The following is a 16,254-nucleotide window of genomic DNA, read 5'->3' as shown; positions in this document are numbered from 1 at the left end:
CGGCGGCCCGTCCCGTTCAGTAGCCGGCGCCCGTGAGCATGCCGCCGTCGACGAGGACCTCGCTGCCGGTGCAGTAGGTCGAGTCGTCCGAGGCGAGGAAGACGACCAGCCCGGTGATCTCCTTCGCCTTGCCCATGCGGCCGAGGGGGAGCGCCTTCATGAACGCGTCGGCGCTGGCGGCCGTGGCCGAGACGATGTCGTCCTGCATGGTCAGGGGCGTCAGCACCCCGCCGGGGTGGATGGAGTTCACGCGGATGCCGTACCGGCCGAGCTCGCGGGCGGCGGACTTGGTCAGCCCGCGGACGCCGAATTTGCTGGCGCTGTAGGCGGCCAGGCCGGCCGCGCCGATGAAGCCCTCGGTCGAGGACACGTTGACGATCGAGCCGCCGCCGGCCGCGCGCATCGGGGCGGTGACCGTCTTCACGCCGAGCCACTGGCCGACGAGGTTCACCTCCAGGATCTGGCGGAACTCCTCGACGGCCATCTCCTCGATGGTCTTGTGCCGGAGGATCCCGGCATTGTTGACCAGGACGTTCAGCGCCCCGAACGTCTCCGTCGCGGTCTGGACGGCCCGCTGCCAGTCCTCCTCCCGCGACACGTCCATCCGGACGAAGCGGGCACCGTCCCCGAGGTCGGCGGCCAGCTTGGCGCCCTCCTCCTCCAGGACGTCGCCGAAGACCACTCTGGCGCCCTCGTCCAGGAACCGGCGGACGTGCGCCTTGCCCATGCCGCGCGCGCCGCCGGTGATCAGCGCCACCTTGCCGTCAAGCTGCCCCATCAACGCTCCTCGTCGCCCGTTGCCTCCCGGTCAACCTAGCGAACGCTTGGTCAAGTGAACAAGGCGGCCCCTAGCCCGCGCGGAGCCCGCCGAACAGCAGCGTGAGCATCCGGTCGGCGTACGCGCCGGGGTCGGCGGTGCGCTCGGACGCCACGCCGATCGCGTTCGCGAGCCGCAGCAGGTCGCCGGGGTCGACCTCGGCGCGGACCGCGCCGGTCCGCTGCGCCCGCTCCAGCAGCCGGCCGAGCGCGGCGCGGATGGCGCCGGCCGCGGCGCCGAGCCCGGTGGCCGCCCACTCCGGCCCCATCGCCTCGATGATCACGGTGCAGGTGCCGCGCGGGCTCGACGCGCCGGCCAGGTAGGTGCGCAGCCAGCGGTCGAGCGCGGCCTCGGCGTCCGGTTCGGCCAGCAGCGCGTCGGCGTGCCCGAGCAGGCCGTCGATCCGCTCGCGCAGGACGGCGTGCAGCAGCGCGTCCCGGGTGGGGAAGTGCCGGTAGAGCGTGCCCGATCCGACGCCCGCCCGTTTGGCGATCTCGTCGAGGGACGCGCCCGTGCCGTGCTCGGTGAAGGCGGTGCGAGCCGTCGTGACGAGTCGCTCGTAGTTGCGGCGGGCGTCGGCCCGCATCGGCCGGGTCTCCATGGGTACCGTCCAGCGGTCGCGGGTGGCCTGATGGGCCCCCGGCCTGCTTCTTCGGACGAGCCTGCCATCTTCCGGGGCGGGCGCGCTACCCGGAGCGCGCGGCGAGTGCGTCTCGCGACAGCCGGTCGGACCTGCGCGTCGTCTCCGGCAGCCGGTACTCGGGCGTCAGGGCGAGGACGGTACGGCAGGCGGCGTCGAGGCCGGTGCGATGGCCGACGGACACGAACACCGGCTTCACGCCGTCCCTGGTCCGCAGGACCCGTCCGACGGTCTCGCCGCCGTCCAGCAGCGGGCTCGCGTCGCCGCGCCGAGGGCCCGGCTGCTCGTACGTCCCGACGAACGCGGTCTTGCCGACGCCGATGGACGGCAGCCCGGTCAGCACCCCGAGGTGGCACGCGAGCCCGAAGCGGCGTGGGTGCGCGATGCCGAAGCCGTCGCAGACGAGCAGGTCGGGCGTGGTCTCCAGGGCGCGGAGGGCTTCGAGCAACGTGGGCAGCTCCCGGAACGCGAACAGACCCGGGACATAGGGGAACGCCGCCGTTCCTACGGCGACCGACTCCTCCACGACCTCCAGCGTCGCCGCGTCAAGAACGACCACGGCGGCGGCCAGCCGGTCGCCCGCGCCGCCGCCGTCGCCCGCGTAGGAGACGTCGAGGCCCGCGACGGTACGCGGCGCGGCCGGGCCCGGGACATCGAGTTCGAGCATCGGACGCAGCCGGTCCTGGATCTCCTCGGCCTCCCGCGGTGTGGACGGCCAGGGATGCAGATCGCGTACGTCCATGGACAGGACGCTACCGCTCGCTCGGCGCGGTCCTCACGACAGCGACGCGTACGCCGCCTGCGTCAGCCTGTAGGCGCGCAGGTCGCCGGACGCCTGGTCGCCCATCAGGTTCGGCAGGTAGGCGAGCGCGAGCCCGGCCTCGGGGTCGCCGAGCCCGACCGAGCCGCCCGCGCCGGTGTGGCCGAACGCCGACTCCCGTCCCGCCCTCGGGGTGAAGAAGGTCTGCGAGGGGCGCATGAAGCCGAGGCCGAAGGAGCTCCGGACGAGCAGCGTGCGGTCGGGGCCGCTGACGCGCGGGCGGACGGCCTCGCGCAGCGTGTCCGGACGCAGGATCCGGCCCGCCGTGAGGTCGCGGTAGAAGCCGGCGAGCGCGGGGGCGGTGGTGGTCATCCCGGCGGCGGGCCATCCCGCGCGCAGGACGACCGGGTTGTTGTAGCCGCCCTTGCCCGGGTGCGGGTTGTTCAGCGACCGGTTCATCATGCTCCGCGGGTCGGTGTAGGCCTCGGCGAGCCTGGTCAGGACGTCGTGCTCGGTGGTCCTGGGCGCGTCGGTCCCGCCGCCGGTGCGCCGGCCCGCCGACAGCTTCGCGGCCCGCTCGATCACCTCGTCCGGTGCGCCGACCCACAGGTCCAGGTCGCGGGCGAACTCGTCCTTCACGAACGCGCCGACCGTCCGGCCGCCTGAATGGCGCCGGACGATCTCACCGGCCAGCCAGCCGTAGGTCAGCGCGTGGTAGCCGTGGCCCTCGCCGGGCGTCCACTCGGGTTCCTGCGCGGCCAGTTCCGCCGCGCGGGCCGGGGCGTCCGCCGCCTCCTCCGCCGAGACAGGACGCGCGAACGCGGGCAGCCCCACCTGGTGCGACAGCAGGTGCTCGGCGGTCGCGCCATCCTTGCCCGCGGCGCCGAACTCCGGCCACCAGTCCGTGACCGGGCCGTCGACGTCGTAGGCGCCGCGCTCGGCGAGCAGCAGCGCCGCCGCGGCCGTCACCGCCTTGGTGCAGGAGAACCCGAAGCAGGGCGTGTCGGGCTGCCACGCGCGCCCGGTGCGGCGGTCGGCGACGCCGCCCCACAGGTCGACGACCTTGCGGTCGCCCGCGTAGACGGCGACGGCGGCGCCCAGTTCGCGTCCCTCGGCGAAGTGCTCCTCGAACACCGCGCGGACGCGGGCGAACGCCGGGTCGCAGTGGCCCTGCACCGTGCTGCTCATGCGCGGTCCTCTCAGGCGGGGACCTCCATAGAATCACGTTCTAGGACGTGCCGCCGAGCCGGGACCGCCTCAGGAGCGGCCCAGGTGGTGGACGGGCTCGGTGACCGGACCGGCGGCGCGCTGGGCGGGACGCGTCCGGCCGAACTCCAGCGTGAGCAGCGCCGCCGCCAGCCACGCGATGTCGAACCAGGACCGGAAGACCACGCTGCGCGGCTTGTAGGACGGCCTGAACTTCTTGTCGAACAGGTAGAGCGACTCCACCGCGATCCACGGGTCGAGAAGGTGCAGCGCCCGGTAGCCGGCCTTCTCCAGCAGACCGCGCTCGTCGGAGTCCAGCAGTTCGCGGAAGGCGGCGAAGTTCAGCGAGACGACCCCGTGCCCGCGCTCGGCGGCGTAGTCGACCATCTCGACGATGAGGCGCTCGTTGACGCCGTTCGGCCCGCCGGGGTCGCGGCGCATCGCGTCCAGGCTGATGCCCTCGCCCGCGGTGACGTAGCGCTGGAACGCGATGGGCTCCTTGTCGTCGCCGTAGGCGATGGCGACGATCGCCCCCGGGTGGTACCCGGTGAGCAGCTCGTCCAGGTTCATGGAGAAGCCGCGCTCGGCGGCGCCGCCGAGGGAGTGGGACGCGACGTCCAGCAGCTTGTCGCGCAGCGCGGGCGTGAGCTCCCGCTCGGGGAGGATCTCGGACGAGACGCCGAAGTTCTCGGTGCGCTTGACGGCCTGCCGGACGTTGCGCATCTTCCGGCCGGACAGCGTGAACTCGGCGGGACGGATGACGACCTCGTCGCCGAAGCCGATCGAGCGGCACGGCCCCCAGGCGGGGAGCAGGGCCCCGCTCGCGCCGAGGACGGCCGGTCGCCAGCCCGTCGTCCGGCACATCGCGAGGAACGCCCGCACGGCGTCGGCGTGCGAGGCGGGGTCGCCGACCGGGTCGCCGCCCGCCACGGCCATGCCGAACAGGACCCGGTAGCCGATCGCGGCGCGGCCGTCCGCGCTGAACACGTACGCCTTGTCGCGGCGCAGCGCGAACGGGGCGAGGGTGTCGGAGCCGGGGTGCAGGACGAGGCTCGCGACGCGGGCGCGCTCCGCCTCGTCGCCGGGCGGGGGCGCCGGATCGGGCGCGAGAAGGGTGATCACCAGGACGAGCAGGCCCGCGGCCCCGGCGAGGCCGAGCACGCCCGGCAGCCACGACGCCCCGTCCATGGGCGCGCCGGTGGCGCCGAGGCCGCTCGCGACGTCGCCGACCGACCGGACCGACACCCCGCCGAGGACCAGGGAGAGGAGGGTCGTGGCGGCGAGCAGCAGCGCGCCGGTCTTCACGGCCGTGCGGACGCGCTCGGGGTGCGGGCGCACGGGGAACCGGCCGCGCTCCAGCCACAGCCCGCCGAGGGCGGCGGCGAGCAGCGGCAGCCGCCACGGCGGGTCGTCGCCGGACACCACGGCGAGCAGGCCGAGGAGCGCCAGCGTGACGAGCCCGTACCAGGCGGCGCGGCGGCGCAGCAGCGCGCCGCGGGCGACGAGCGCGAGCGCCAGCGCCAGCACGACGGCGTGCTCCGGCCTCAGCGGGCTGCCGGTGACGACCTGGGAAAGCCGGCCGAGCCAGTGCGGGGAACCCGCGAACGCGGGCACCGCGATCAGTGCGGCGACCAGGGCCGCGGTCAGCGCGAGCGGCCAGACGGGGCGCGCGTGGGGCGCCGTCGCCGGCCCGCCCGCGGCCGGAGGGCGGGAAAGGCCGTCCCTCCGCAAAGACTCGTCCGATAGCACGAAGCACACCTCCGCTGAGCCCCCAACCAAGATCTTCCGGAACTCATTCCCGGGATCGGTCGTTGTTATGGGGCCTTGATCCAGCGTACGGCCGCACCGGCGGGCCGGACACTTCGATCCGGGCATACCCGGCCGCGGGGGCGGGACACCGCTAGCCTCGTGGTGATGAAGAGGCTGCTGCTCGTCCACCACACGCCCTCGCCGTCCGTCCAGGCGATGGTCGAGGCGGTGCGCGCCGGCGCCTCGACCGACGACGTACAGGGCGTGGAGGTCGTGTCCCGCGCGGCGCTGTCCGCGACCGCCGTGGACGTCCTGGAGGCCGACGGCTATCTCCTCGGCTCGCCGGTCAACCTCGGCTACCTGTCCGGTGCGCTGAAGCACTTCTTCGACCAGATCTACTACCCGTGCCTGGAGGAGACGGTCCGCCGCCCGTTCGGGGCCTTCCTGCACGGCAACAACGACGCCACCGGCGCCGTGCGCGCCCTGGACGCCATCACCACCGGGCTGAAGTGGAAGGCCGTCCAGCCGCCCGTGGTGGTGACGGGCGAGCCCGGCAAGGCCGACCTGGAGGCGTGCTGGGAACTCGGCGCGATCGCCGCGGCGGAGCTCGGAGACGTCCGGGGCGGGTGAGGCGGCTGTAGCGTGCCGCCATGAGTGGTTTCCGGCACATAGCGCTGTTCAGATGGATCGAAGGCACGACGACCGGGCAGCAGGACGAGGTCGCGGCGAAGCTGCGCGAGCTGCCCGGCGCGATCCCGGAGATCCGGGAGTACGGCGTGGGGGTGAACGCCGGGGTGAACCCCGGCGCGTACGACTTCGCGGTGGTCGCGGACTTCGCCGGTCTGGACGACTACCTCGTCTACCGCGACCATCCGGTCCACCGCGCGGCGGTCGACGACTACATCACGCCGATCACGGCGGAGCGCGCGTCCATCCAGTACGAGCTCTAGCGGACCGGCACGGGAGGGGCGGCGCCGCGGCGCCGCCCCGAGAGTGAAACCGAGCAAGCGCTTGTGCCCGAAGACTTTTCGGGTTAGTTTCCTCAGAGACGCCCGCTGGGAACGGATCGCGCCCCGTTCCCGGCGGGCGGCGAAGCGGACGCGGCGCTCGCGGAATGCCGGGCGTGCGCGGGACGCGGGGGAGTTCGGCCGCCGCGAGCGGTCACGAAACGCGGGCGTTCACCGAGCGCGAGCGACGGCGCACGGCGGGCCGGGCGCGCTCACCCCCGCGACCTGATGCTCATGATCTCCTCCCGGAGCTGCTGCGAGGACGGCGCCTCCAGCAGCCGCGGGCCCTCGCGCAGCGGCACCATGGCCCACCAGGACCCCGTCGCCTCGCCGTACCAGACCCGCACGCCCGGGAACTGGGCCTGGAGGGCACGCGCGGTGGCGGCGCGCAGGGCCGCGGGCATGGGCTCGTCGCGGCCCGCGGCCCCCTGCCGAGCCGTCATGCCGCCCTCCCCCGGTAGATCTCTCCCCTGACAGCGTCCCCACGGACCAAAGCGTCACTCCTACTCCGCAAATCGTGACTAAGCACACTATGGGCCTTCCGACCCCCGGACCGTGGGATACCGCGCCGGATGTACACCGGTGGATGTAGCGGGCTTCCCTGGGTGACACCGTCCGCCGGATGCCCCGAGCCTCAACCGGAGAGGACGCTGAGCGCGCAGGAACATCCCCTAGGCGCGGCGCGTCCGCGGAGGCGGTACCCATGAGACTCGCAAGGCTGGCCCGGTTCTGCTACCGGAGACGGCGCCTGACACTGGCGGGCTGGATCGCCGGCACGATCGCCGTCATGGCGCTCGGCTTCGGCTTCGCCGCCGAACCGCTGAACGACTTCTCCGGCGGCGGCTCCGGCTCGGCGAAGGCGTCGGACCTGCTGGAGGAGCACTTCCCGGAGCGCAGCGGCGACTCCATCACGCTGGCGGTGCGGGCCGACGCCGGCGTACGGGACCCGCAGGTGAAGGCGCGGGTGGAGCGGGCGCTCGACCGGCTCGCCAGGACGCCGCACGTCACGTCGGTGGCATCGCCGTACGAGACGCCCGGGCAGATCTCCGAGGACGGCCGGACCGCCTTCGCCACGGGCGGCCTCGACGTCCCCTCCGACGACATGCCCAGAGCGGACGTGACCGCGCTCCTGGACGACGTGCGCACCGACTCCGGGCCCGTCCGGTTGCAGCTCGGAGGGTCGGCGGTGGACGCCGCCGAGACGCCGGGCGGCGGCCCGTCCGAGGGCATCGGCCTGCTCGCCGCCATCGTCATCCTGCTGGTCGCGTTCGGGTCGGTGCTGGCGATGGGACTTCCCATCGTGACCGCGCTGTTCGGCATCGGCACCGGGCTCGCGCTGATCATGCTGCTCGGGCACCTGCTGCCCGCGCCGTCCTTCAGCCCCATCATCGCGGCGCTCATCGGGCTCGGCGTCGGCATCGACTACGCGCTGTTCATCGTCACCCGCCACCGGGAGGAGATGCACGCGGGCGCCGGCCCGGAGGAGGCGGCGGTCACCGCGGTCACCACCGCCGGACGGGCCGTGCTGTTCGCCGGCACCACCGTCGTGATCGCGCTCATGGGCCTGTTCATCATGCAGCAGAGGCTGCTGAACGGCGTGGCGGTCGCCGCCGGCGTCGCCGTGCTGATGACGATGCTCGCCGCCGTGACGCTGCTGCCCGCGCTGCTCGGCTTCGCCGGGCACGCCATCGACCGGCTCCGCGTCCCCGGACTCGGCCGGGCCCGCCGCCCGCTCGCCGAGCGCTGGGCGCGGGTCGTCCAGACGCACCCGGTCGTGGCCGGGCTGTGCGCGGCCGCCGTCCTGCTGGTCCTCGCCGTGCCCGCGCTGTCGATGCGGCTGAGCCTGCCGGACTCCAGTACCCAGCCGCACGACCACAGCGGCTACCAGGCCAGCCGGATCATGGCGGAGGGCTTCGGGCCCGGGACCGCCGCGCCGCTCGTCATCGTCACCGAGGGCGGCGGCCCCGCCGAGGCGGGACGGATCGCGGACGCGGTCCGCGGGACGCCGGGCGTCGCGGCCGTCCAGCCCCCGCGTCCCAGCCGGGACGGGAAGGCCGCCATCGTCATGGCGTTCCCGAAGACCGGCCCGCAGGACGAGCGGACGCCCCGCCTCGTCCACACGCTGCGCGACGACGTCATCCCCGGCGCCGCCGGAGGGACGGGCGCCCGCGCCTACGTCGGCGGCCCGAACGCCGCCTCGATCGACTTCGCCGAGAGCGTCTCCACCCGGCTGCCGCTGCTGATCGCCGTGGTCGTCGGCCTGTCGCTGCTGCTGCTCGTGGGGCTCGTCCGGTCGGTCACGGTGGCGGTCCAGGCCGCCCTGATGAACCTGCTGTCCATCGCGGCCGCGTACGGGGTGCTGACGGCCGTCGTCCAGTGGGGGTGGGCGGGACGCGCGCTCGGCTTCCCGGCGGACATGCCCGTCACCACCTGGGTGCCGCTGATGATGTTCCCGATCCTGTTCGGGCTGTCCATGGACTACGAGGTGTTCCTCGTGTCCCGCATCCGCGAGACCTACGAGGAGGGCGTGCCCACCCGCGAGGCCGTGGCGCTCGGCCTGTCGCGCACCGCCCGCGTGATCAGCGCGGCGGCCGCCATCATGGTGATGGTGTTCCTGTCGGTGCTGCTCGGCGCGGACGTCGCCGTCAAGCAGATGGGACTCGGCCTCGGCGTCGCGATCCTGATCGACGCGACCGTCGTCCGGCTGGTGCTCGTCCCGGCGCTGATGGAGCTGTTCGGCGAGGCGAACTGGTGGCTCCCCGGGCCGCTGCGGCGGATCCTGCCCTCCCGTCCCGCGCGCGAGGCGGGCCCGGAACGGGCGAGCCTGCGGGCTAGTGCAGGTTGATGCCGTCGAACATCACCTTGAGGTAGTGCTCGGCGAGCCCCTGGGCGTTCAGCCGGCCCCCGGGCCGGAACCAGCGGACGGCCACCCAGACGGTGTCGCGGATCATCCGGTAGGTCAGCTTCGGGTCGAGGTCGGGACGGAACAGCCCTTCCTCCTGGCCCGCCTGGAGCGTGGTCACCCACATCTTCTCGACCTCGTCCTCGGACTTGGTCAGGTAGGCGAACCGGTCCATGCCCCGCAGGTAGTTCCAGTCGTTCTGCATGACCGTGATCGCGGCGCGGTGCGGCTCCAGGGTGCCGAACGCGACCCGGACCAGCCCGGCGATCGTGTCCCGCGGGTTCTCGTTCTCGTCGATCACCGCCTGGTAGGAGGCCATGATCTCGGTGAAGAACCCGGACAGGATCTCGTCCACGATCGACTCCTTGGAGTCGAAGTGGTGGTAGAGGCTGCCGGACAGGATGCCCGCCTCGTCGGCGATGTTGCGGACGGTGGTGGCCTGGAACCCCTTCTCGGCGAACAGTTCGGCCGCGAGCCTGACCAGGTGGGCGCGCCGTTCGGACGCCAGCGCGGGGGACCCGCGGCCGCGGCGGCGGGGCGCGTCCTCGCCGGCGCCGCGGGTTCTCGATCGTCCGGACTTGGCGCTCGTGGTCGTCACCCTCTCATTATGCCGTGTCGCCCAACCGCTTGCTCGATTCGGCGGCCGGACCAGCGTACGACGTGCACCAAGCGCTTGCTACAGAGGTTTCCCGGGCCGCCGCCCGCGCCGAATAGGCTCGTGGCATGCCCGATGTGATCGTGTTCGACCTGTACGGAGTGATCGCCCGCACCCAGACGCCCGAGGCGGTGCGGCGGATCGAGGAGATCGCCGGGACGCCGGGCCCCGCGTTCTGGGAGGCCTACTGGGCCTGCCGCCCCGCCTACGACGCCGGCCAGGAGAGCGCCTCCTACTGGGCGGACGTCGCGGGCCTGCTCGGCGCCACGTTCCCCGACGTCCCCGCGCTCACCGAGGCCGACCTCGAAAGCTGGACCGAGGTCGACGGGGAGATGGTCGCCCTCGTCGGCGAGCTGGCCGACGAGGGGCGCACGCTCGGGCTGCTCTCCAACATCATCGGCGACCTGGTGCCCCGCTTCGAGGCCCGGCACGGCGCCTGGCTCTCCCGCTTCGACGAGCGCGTCTACTCCTGCCGTATCGGCGTCGCCAAGCCCGACCCCCGCGCCTACGAGATCTGCGCCGGCCGCCTCGGCGTCGACCCCGCCGACGTCCTGTTCTTCGACGACAACGAACGCAACGTCCTCGCCGCCCGCGAGACCGGCATGCGCGCCGAACTCTTCATGTCCCCGGCACAAGTCCGCGCCCTCACCACCTGACCTAGGCGGGGGGCGGGAGCTCGCCGCCTGCTTCGGCGGCCTGGGCGAGGCGCTCGCGGAGGGTGCGCAGGAGCTCGTCGCCCTGCTCGGTCAGGCGTTCGATGGCGGGGAGCGCGAGGTCGTCCCGGACGGTGTCGGCCAGCAGCTCGTCGTACTCGTGCGCCTTCTCCGCGATCGACTCCAGGTGGCGCTGGGCGCGCAGTACCTCGTCGGCAGACCTGGCGCGCTCGGCGTACCGCTCCAGGGCCTCGATGCGGCGCGTGACCGCCTCCACCGAGGTGTCGAGCTTGTCGCGCAGCGGCCGCAGCGCCGCCTGCACCTCGGGGATCGTCTCCGTCCCGGCCATGTCGGCGTGGTCCGTGCGCAGCCTCGACTGCTTCGCCAGGACCTGCGCGATCTCCCATTCCTGACGTGGCAGCGTGACGGCGTTGTCCACCGCGTCCAGCAGGCCCTCGCGGTTGACCTGCGAGTCGCGGACGGCGTCGACGGCCGCCTGGACGCGGGCCAGCAGCGCGCGGCCGTCGTCGTCGAAGTCCTCGGGGACGAGGTAGCGGTCGCGGCGCCGCTCCAACTCCCGGGCGCGCCGCAGGTCCAGCGAGATCGACGGGGTGCCGAGCGCGACCAGCACCGCGAGCATGCCGAGGCCGATCAGCCACAGCGAGCCGAGGAGCGGGGAGCCGAGCAGGCCGAGGGCGAGGACCGACAGCGGCGCCAGCCACACCAGCGGCCTGCGGCGCGCGACGATCGTGTCCAGCTCGGCGCGCAGCGCCGGGTCGGCGACCGGGCGCGGCTCGGCCGGGGCGCCGTCCTCGGGGGAGCGGGGCGGTGCGATGCGCCGCCAGGACGTGGAGACATGCGTCTCGAACGCGAAGTCCGTCTGCGCGATCTCGATCTCGGTCGGGCCGGCGGGCAGCGGCCACGAGCCCACGGGATCGCCCCCGCCCGGGCCGGTGAAGCGCACCCACCAGCCGCCCTTGCCGTCCTCGCAGCGGTAGCGGCCGGGGGCGACGTCGATACCGACGAAGAACGTCCCGATTCCCGGTATGGAATCACTCCATGCGCCATGGGTCACCGGCGACCTCCCGTACCTGAACGACGTCCGGGGGACGGCAAGAGTTGCAGTACCCACTACCGCTCCCGGGAAGCGGAACGCGGTTTGGAATACTCCACGGGTGCGACCCGACTATGACCCCCTTGACGACCCGCCGTGGGCGATGCAACTGGTGGTACGCGCCGAGAAGGCCGATCCGCCCAGTCACGACGCGGTCTGCGAGGCGGCGGCGACGGCGGTCGTCCTGCTGCTGAGCGACCCGCGCGCCGCCGAACCCGAGGGGGAGTGGCGGGAGGCCGTCCGGGAGTGGGAGTCGCGCCGGATCCGGAAGGTGACGCGGCGGGCCCGCGGCGTCCGCTGGCCGGAGGCGGAGGCGCTGCCCGGCGTCACCGTCCGGCACGCGGGGGCCCAGGTGCGGGCGTTCCCGCCGGGGCCGGTGTCGGACGTCCCGCCCCAGCTGGCCAAGCTCCAGGTCGCGGGCCTCGATCTCGCACACGCGCAGGAGGCGGCGCCGCCGCCCGAACCCCCGTACGCGGTGATCGCGCTCAATCCGGACGTGACGATGACGACGGGGAAGGCCGCCGCCCAGTGCGGGCACGCCGCCCAGCTGCTGCTCCGCCAGGGCCGCCGCCGGCACGTGGCGGCGTGGATCGAGGCGGGCGCCCCCGTCCACCTGGCGCGGGACGTGCCGTGGGACCGGTGCGTGAAGGAGGCGGCGGTCGCGGTCCGGGACGGCGGCTTCACCGAGGTCCCGCCCGGCACGATGACCGCGATCGCCTGGCTGGTGCGGAAATAGGGCACGGCGCGCCGGAGGGGCCGGCGCGCCGCGCGGGACGGGTCAGGGAAGGACGACCGCGACCGGGGTGATCCCGGCCTTGCGGATCAGGGACGGCAGGCGCCCGGCGAACGGGTGGTGGTCCGCCGGCAGACCCCGCGGGTTGTCGATCACGTAGTGGACGACGCCGCCGGCGCCGCGCCGCGTCCACGTCGCGTCGGCGGCCCGCAGCAGGGACTCGGCCTTCGCGGCGTCCGCGGCCTTGACCGAGACACGGATCGGCGACTCGTAGGACGGCAGCTGCGCCGCCTCCTGGGCCGCCTTCGCCGTCGCGGCCGCTTGCGGCGCCGCCGCCTTGGCGGGGTCAGGGCCGAGGATCGCGTTGTGGAGCAGCTTGGCCGTCCCGTCGCTGAACGCGCGGAAGTTCGGCTCGGCCGCGAACAGCACGGACCGTCCCTTTCCGAGGGGCTGGTCGACGACCGCCGCGGTGCCGCCCAGCTCGGACGCGCCGCGCTCGAACCCGGACACGAACCAGTCGGGCGAATCCGCCTGCGGGTACGACACGACGACGCCGCTGGACGCCTTCATGACCGGGTCGTAGGAGGTGAAGTTCCACGCCGTCGCGCCGACGCCCTTCGACAGCGGGCTCGCCCCGTCCACCTTCACGCGGAGCAGCGTGCCGGGAATGTCGGACGTCGGCTCCGCGAGCGTCGCGGTCGTCAGGCCGAGACGGGCCGCGAGCTGCGTGCCGCCCTGCCAGCCGATGTAGCGGCCGCCGTCCCGCGTCCACTGCTGGAGCGCGGCGCGCCCGGCGTCGCCGAGCGCCGTGTAGGCCGACGCGGCCGGGCCGTTCGGCGTGACCAGGACCTCGACGCCCTTGAGCCTGCCGGCCGCGACGTCCGCCGGAGTGAGCAGCGTGAACGGCAGCTTCCAGTCGCGGTCGAGGCGGTGCCTCAGCCATCCGGCCGACTGCCGCGCGGACGAGGACGTCCCCGACAGCTGGAGGACGCCCAGCTTGGGCGCCTTGCCGTCGTGGCCCGGACGCGCCTCCGGGAGCGTCCGCAGCGGGACGGACCGCGGGTGCAGGACGGCGCCGGACGACCCGCCGGCCACGTTGCCCAGCAGGGGCAGGCTCCACGCCGTCACGTCGTAGAAGTACGGGAACGGCGTGTAGGAGTCCTCGTTCAGCATGGACTGGATCCAGTGCTTCTGGCCCTGCGCCATCGAGATCCAGTACGTGCCCGCGGGCAGCGTCGTCGCGGCCTCCGGACGCCCGTACGGCTTGAAGTCCGGGACGGCCAGCGGCCGGGTGAGCTTCTCGACGCGCACGCCCATGCGCTGCAGCCGCCGCACGACGAGCGCGACCTCGGCGCGCTTGGCCGGGTCGTCGTCGCGCAGGAAGTAGCCGCGCACCTTTCGGTCCGGCACCTGGCGGTCGACCGTGTTCGGCGGGTTGTAGATCTGGTTGGGCTCCAGCTTCCCGGCCTTGCCCTGCGCGTAGGCGTCCACCGTCATCTGGCGCCACTCGGTGAGGATCCGGTGCCGGTTGCGCGCCGCAGCCGACAGCGACACCCACTGGGTGAGGTACTGCTCCTTCACCCGGTCCGGGTACGGGCTCTCGTCGCCCTTCTCGTAGGTCATCCCGGCGGCGTGGAAAGCGCTGGTCGGCACCGTGTCGCCGTAGCCCTGGTAGAAGAGGTCGTAGACGTCCCTGTTGAAGAAGTCGATGCCCTGCCGGGTGAACTCGGCCGCCATCGACGCGCCGTACAGGTCGTTGATCCAGCCGATCGCCTGCTCGGGCGTCTCGTGGTAGATCGGGTCGGCGTTCGGCGGGAAGAAGAACGAGTCCCCGCCCATCTCGTGGGCGTCGATGTAGAGGGCCGGCGGGTACTGGTTCAGCATCGCGAGCTTGCCGTCGGTCTCCGGCTGCGTGCGCGCGAACCAGTCGCGGTTCATGTCGAAGCCGTAGGCGTTCTGCCGCGTCTGCAGCGTGCGCCCGTCCGGGTTCTGCGTCGGCAGGACGATCACGAGCGCGTTGGCGAGGATCCCCGTCGCGGCGCAGTCGGAGCGGTCGCCGAGGTCGCGCAGCACCCGCAGCGCCGCGTCCGTCCCGCTCGGCTCGTCGCCGTGGACGTTGCCGCTGACCCACAGGATCGGGACGCCGCGATCGGTGATCCGCCTGGCGAGCGCGGCCGGCGTGCGGGGGTCGCGCAGCCGCCCGGCCTCCCAGCGAACCTTCGCCAGCCCGGCCTTGGAGATCAGCTCGGGCCGTCCGGCGATCGCGTACTTCAGCGGACGTCCCTGCGCGGTGGTGGCCAGCGTCCCGGACACGACGCGCTCGCTCCGGGCGGCGACCGTCTCCAGGTAGGTGTCGGACTCGGCGGCGCTGACCGGGCGCTCACCGAGGTCGAAGCCGAGGACCTGCTCGGGGGAGGGGACCTTGCCCCGGTAGACCGGTGCGGTCCGTGTCGGGTCGCAGCCGGACGCCGGCGCGGCCGGCAGCGCGGCGGCGGGCGCGGCGAGCGACGCCGGGACCGCCAGGGACGCGGCCATCAGCACAGGCAGCGCCAGTTTTCGGGCTCTCATGAGGCACAACGTGGCACCCGCCGGGAGCGCCACCAAGGGCAACATCTGCCAAGATCAGTCGCGCTTGTCCGGGCGGGTCCGCGGGCCGGTGAGCGCGGCGGCCCGGTTGATGGCCTGGAGCGCGAACTCCTGCGTCCATGTCAGGCCGCTCGGGCCGCGCGGGGAGCCGTCCGGCGCGGGGCCCTTCGGGGTCTTCGCGAGCTGCGCCTTCGCGCTGAGCCCGTAGGAGAGGAAGAGCAGCACGACGAACGCCGCCAGGTAGGCCAGGTGCTCGACGAGCCCGCCCCACCGGCCCGTGAAGACGTCCAGGACGGCGAACATCGCGAACCCGGCCATCCAGCCCGCCACCGGCGGGACCAGCAGCAGGTCGCGGCGCATGAGCACGCCCGCCACGGCGGTGACCACGAGCAGGACCTCGACGGCCTTGGCGAGGACGAGGATCCCCGAGGCCGGTCCGGACCCGAAGTAGCCCTCCATCTCGTCCAGCCGGTCGCCCCACAGCGCCGCCGCGCTCGCGAGGGCCGCCACGCCGTAGGCGATGACGAACACGCCGACCGCGTAGTGGAACCGGTGCCACGTCCGTGCGGCGCCGCCGGCCGGCGCGGACGGCCCCGAACCTGGCTGGGCACTCGCTCCCACCGTCATCGTCAGCCCCCGTGTGCCGGTTCATCTGCCAAGCGCAAGATATCCCGGATAAGGTCCGGACGACCTCCGAAACGCGGTGCGCCCTCGCGGCCCCGCCCGTTCGGCTCGCGGCCGCCGGGCCGGGGTGCTTGCGCCCGGGCGGGTGAAGGGGGAGGCTGAGGTGCACGTCGGGCCGCACGGAGTCCGTGAGGGAACAAGGATGACGCCTGACGATACGGGAACAGCCGCGCCGTCGAAGACGCGGATCGAATATCTGGAAGAACTCGGCGAGGAGCTGGTCAAACGCGGCCTCCGGGTGCGCCTCACCCTGCCCCGCGGCCAGTCGCCCAGCCTGCACGTGATGAATCCCGACGCCGCCGCGCTGACCGAGAACATCCTGGCGGAGCAGGGCGCGGACGGCTGGTGGTACTGGTGGTCGTGGGCAGAGCGCATCGCGCCCGCCGCCGACGCCGCCGCGGCGGCCGACCGCGTGGCCCGCGTCCTGTCCGCCTGACCCAGGCCCCGGCGAAACCCGGGGCCCCAAACCGCGCGCTCCCACGCCGGAGCGCGCCCAGGGTTGAGACGACGTGAAGTGTGACGCGGCGCGTGCTGAGGCGTGCCCTGGCGCGCGCACGCCCCCACGCCGGAGCGTGGCCCAGCCTGAGACGAAGCCTGACTCAAAGCGTGCCCGGCCTGAGATGGCGTGAGTTGTAGCGCGGCCATGTGGAGGTGCGCCCAGCTTGCGCATGCCCCCCATTGGTGCGCGGTCAGGGTTGAGAGACGACGTGGGGTGTGGCGTGGCCCGGTTGCGGCCTGCGTCGGCTGT

General features: G+C 73.6%; 16 protein-coding genes. 6 read left to right on the top strand and 10 right to left on the bottom strand.

Features of this window, described 5'->3' with window-relative positions:
• Positions 1 to 16: 16 nt before the first annotated feature.
• From BJY14_RS09445 to BJY14_RS09425, 5 genes are all read right to left on the bottom strand, one after another.
• Positions 17 to 778, bottom strand: coding sequence for a glucose 1-dehydrogenase (locus BJY14_RS09445; protein WP_179843259.1), 762 nt, complete (start codon positions 776 to 778; stop codon positions 17 to 19).
• A 70-nt stretch (positions 779 to 848) separates the two neighbouring features.
• Positions 849 to 1,418, bottom strand: a complete 570-nt coding sequence (locus BJY14_RS09440) for a TetR/AcrR family transcriptional regulator (protein ID WP_218905237.1) — start codon at positions 1,416 to 1,418, stop codon at positions 849 to 851.
• Positions 1,419 to 1,503: 85 nt separating this feature from the next.
• On the bottom strand, positions 1,504 to 2,199 hold the full coding sequence (locus BJY14_RS09435; protein ID WP_179843258.1) for an endonuclease V: 696 nt from the start codon (positions 2,197 to 2,199) through the stop codon (positions 1,504 to 1,506).
• Positions 2,200 to 2,232: 33 nt separating this feature from the next.
• Positions 2,233 to 3,405, bottom strand: a complete 1,173-nt coding sequence (locus BJY14_RS09430) for a serine hydrolase domain-containing protein (RefSeq protein WP_179843257.1) — start codon at positions 3,403 to 3,405, stop codon at positions 2,233 to 2,235.
• A gap of 69 nt (positions 3,406 to 3,474) precedes the next feature.
• On the bottom strand, positions 3,475 to 5,172 hold the full coding sequence (locus tag BJY14_RS09425; RefSeq protein WP_179843256.1) for an MprF family protein: 1,698 nt from the start codon (positions 5,170 to 5,172) through the stop codon (positions 3,475 to 3,477).
• A 165-nt stretch (positions 5,173 to 5,337) separates the two neighbouring features.
• Here BJY14_RS09425 and BJY14_RS09420 point away from each other — a divergent pair, with 165 nt between their 5' ends.
• Positions 5,338 to 5,802, top strand: coding sequence for a flavodoxin family protein (locus BJY14_RS09420; RefSeq protein ID WP_179843255.1), 465 nt, complete (start codon positions 5,338 to 5,340; stop codon positions 5,800 to 5,802).
• Positions 5,803 to 5,822: 20 nt separating this feature from the next.
• Positions 5,823 to 6,122, top strand: coding sequence for a Dabb family protein (locus tag BJY14_RS09415; RefSeq protein WP_179843254.1), 300 nt, complete (start codon positions 5,823 to 5,825; stop codon positions 6,120 to 6,122).
• Positions 6,123 to 6,391: 269 nt separating this feature from the next.
• Here the strand turns inward: BJY14_RS09415 and BJY14_RS09410 are convergent, their stop codons facing one another.
• Entirely contained in the window at positions 6,392 to 6,622 is a 231-nt protein-coding gene (locus BJY14_RS09410; RefSeq protein WP_179843253.1) for a hypothetical protein, read from the bottom strand.
• A 260-nt stretch (positions 6,623 to 6,882) separates the two neighbouring features.
• On the opposite strand from BJY14_RS09410, the gene BJY14_RS09405 reads away from it, so the two are divergent.
• Complete coding sequence (locus BJY14_RS09405) at positions 6,883 to 9,024, top strand: MMPL family transporter (protein ID WP_179843252.1); 2,142 nt, start codon at positions 6,883 to 6,885, stop codon at positions 9,022 to 9,024.
• Here BJY14_RS09405 and BJY14_RS09400 read toward each other — a convergent pair.
• On the bottom strand, positions 9,011 to 9,679 hold the full coding sequence (locus tag BJY14_RS09400; protein WP_179843251.1) for a TetR/AcrR family transcriptional regulator: 669 nt from the start codon (positions 9,677 to 9,679) through the stop codon (positions 9,011 to 9,013). The genes BJY14_RS09405 and BJY14_RS09400 overlap by 14 nt on opposite strands.
• A gap of 125 nt (positions 9,680 to 9,804) precedes the next feature.
• Here BJY14_RS09400 and BJY14_RS09395 point away from each other — a divergent pair, with 125 nt between their 5' ends.
• Entirely contained in the window at positions 9,805 to 10,392 is a 588-nt protein-coding gene (locus BJY14_RS09395; RefSeq protein ID WP_179843250.1) for an HAD family hydrolase, read from the top strand.
• A gap of 1 nt (position 10,393) precedes the next feature.
• On the opposite strand, the gene BJY14_RS09390 is transcribed toward BJY14_RS09395, so the two are convergent.
• A complete protein-coding gene (locus tag BJY14_RS09390; RefSeq protein WP_179843249.1) occupies positions 10,394 to 11,464 on the bottom strand; it encodes an Rv1352/Rv1906c domain-containing protein in 1,071 nt (356 codons plus the stop codon).
• A 100-nt stretch (positions 11,465 to 11,564) separates the two neighbouring features.
• Between BJY14_RS09390 and BJY14_RS09385 the strand changes: the two genes are divergently transcribed.
• Positions 11,565 to 12,239, top strand: coding sequence for a peptidyl-tRNA hydrolase (locus BJY14_RS09385; protein ID WP_312879091.1), 675 nt, complete (start codon positions 11,565 to 11,567; stop codon positions 12,237 to 12,239).
• A gap of 42 nt (positions 12,240 to 12,281) precedes the next feature.
• On the opposite strand, the gene BJY14_RS09380 is transcribed toward BJY14_RS09385, so the two are convergent.
• Entirely contained in the window at positions 12,282 to 14,804 is a 2,523-nt protein-coding gene (locus BJY14_RS09380) for a M14 family zinc carboxypeptidase (RefSeq protein WP_179843248.1), read from the bottom strand.
• Between the two features lie 54 nt (positions 14,805 to 14,858).
• On the bottom strand, positions 14,859 to 15,449 hold the full coding sequence (locus BJY14_RS09375) for a hypothetical protein (RefSeq protein WP_179843247.1): 591 nt from the start codon (positions 15,447 to 15,449) through the stop codon (positions 14,859 to 14,861).
• A gap of 199 nt (positions 15,450 to 15,648) precedes the next feature.
• On the opposite strand from BJY14_RS09375, the gene BJY14_RS09370 reads away from it, so the two are divergent.
• Positions 15,649 to 15,942: a hypothetical protein gene (locus tag BJY14_RS09370; protein ID WP_179278877.1), complete on the top strand. Its 294-nt coding sequence runs from the start codon at positions 15,649 to 15,651 to the stop codon at positions 15,940 to 15,942.
• Positions 15,943 to 16,254 lie beyond the last annotated feature (312 nt).

This window comes from Actinomadura luteofluorescens, from assembly GCF_013409365.1.
Taxonomy (GTDB): domain Bacteria; phylum Actinomycetota; class Actinomycetes; order Streptosporangiales; family Streptosporangiaceae; genus Spirillospora; species Spirillospora luteofluorescens.
Note: the sequence above shows the minus strand (reverse complement) of the source record. Positions and strands in the feature narration are given on the sequence as shown.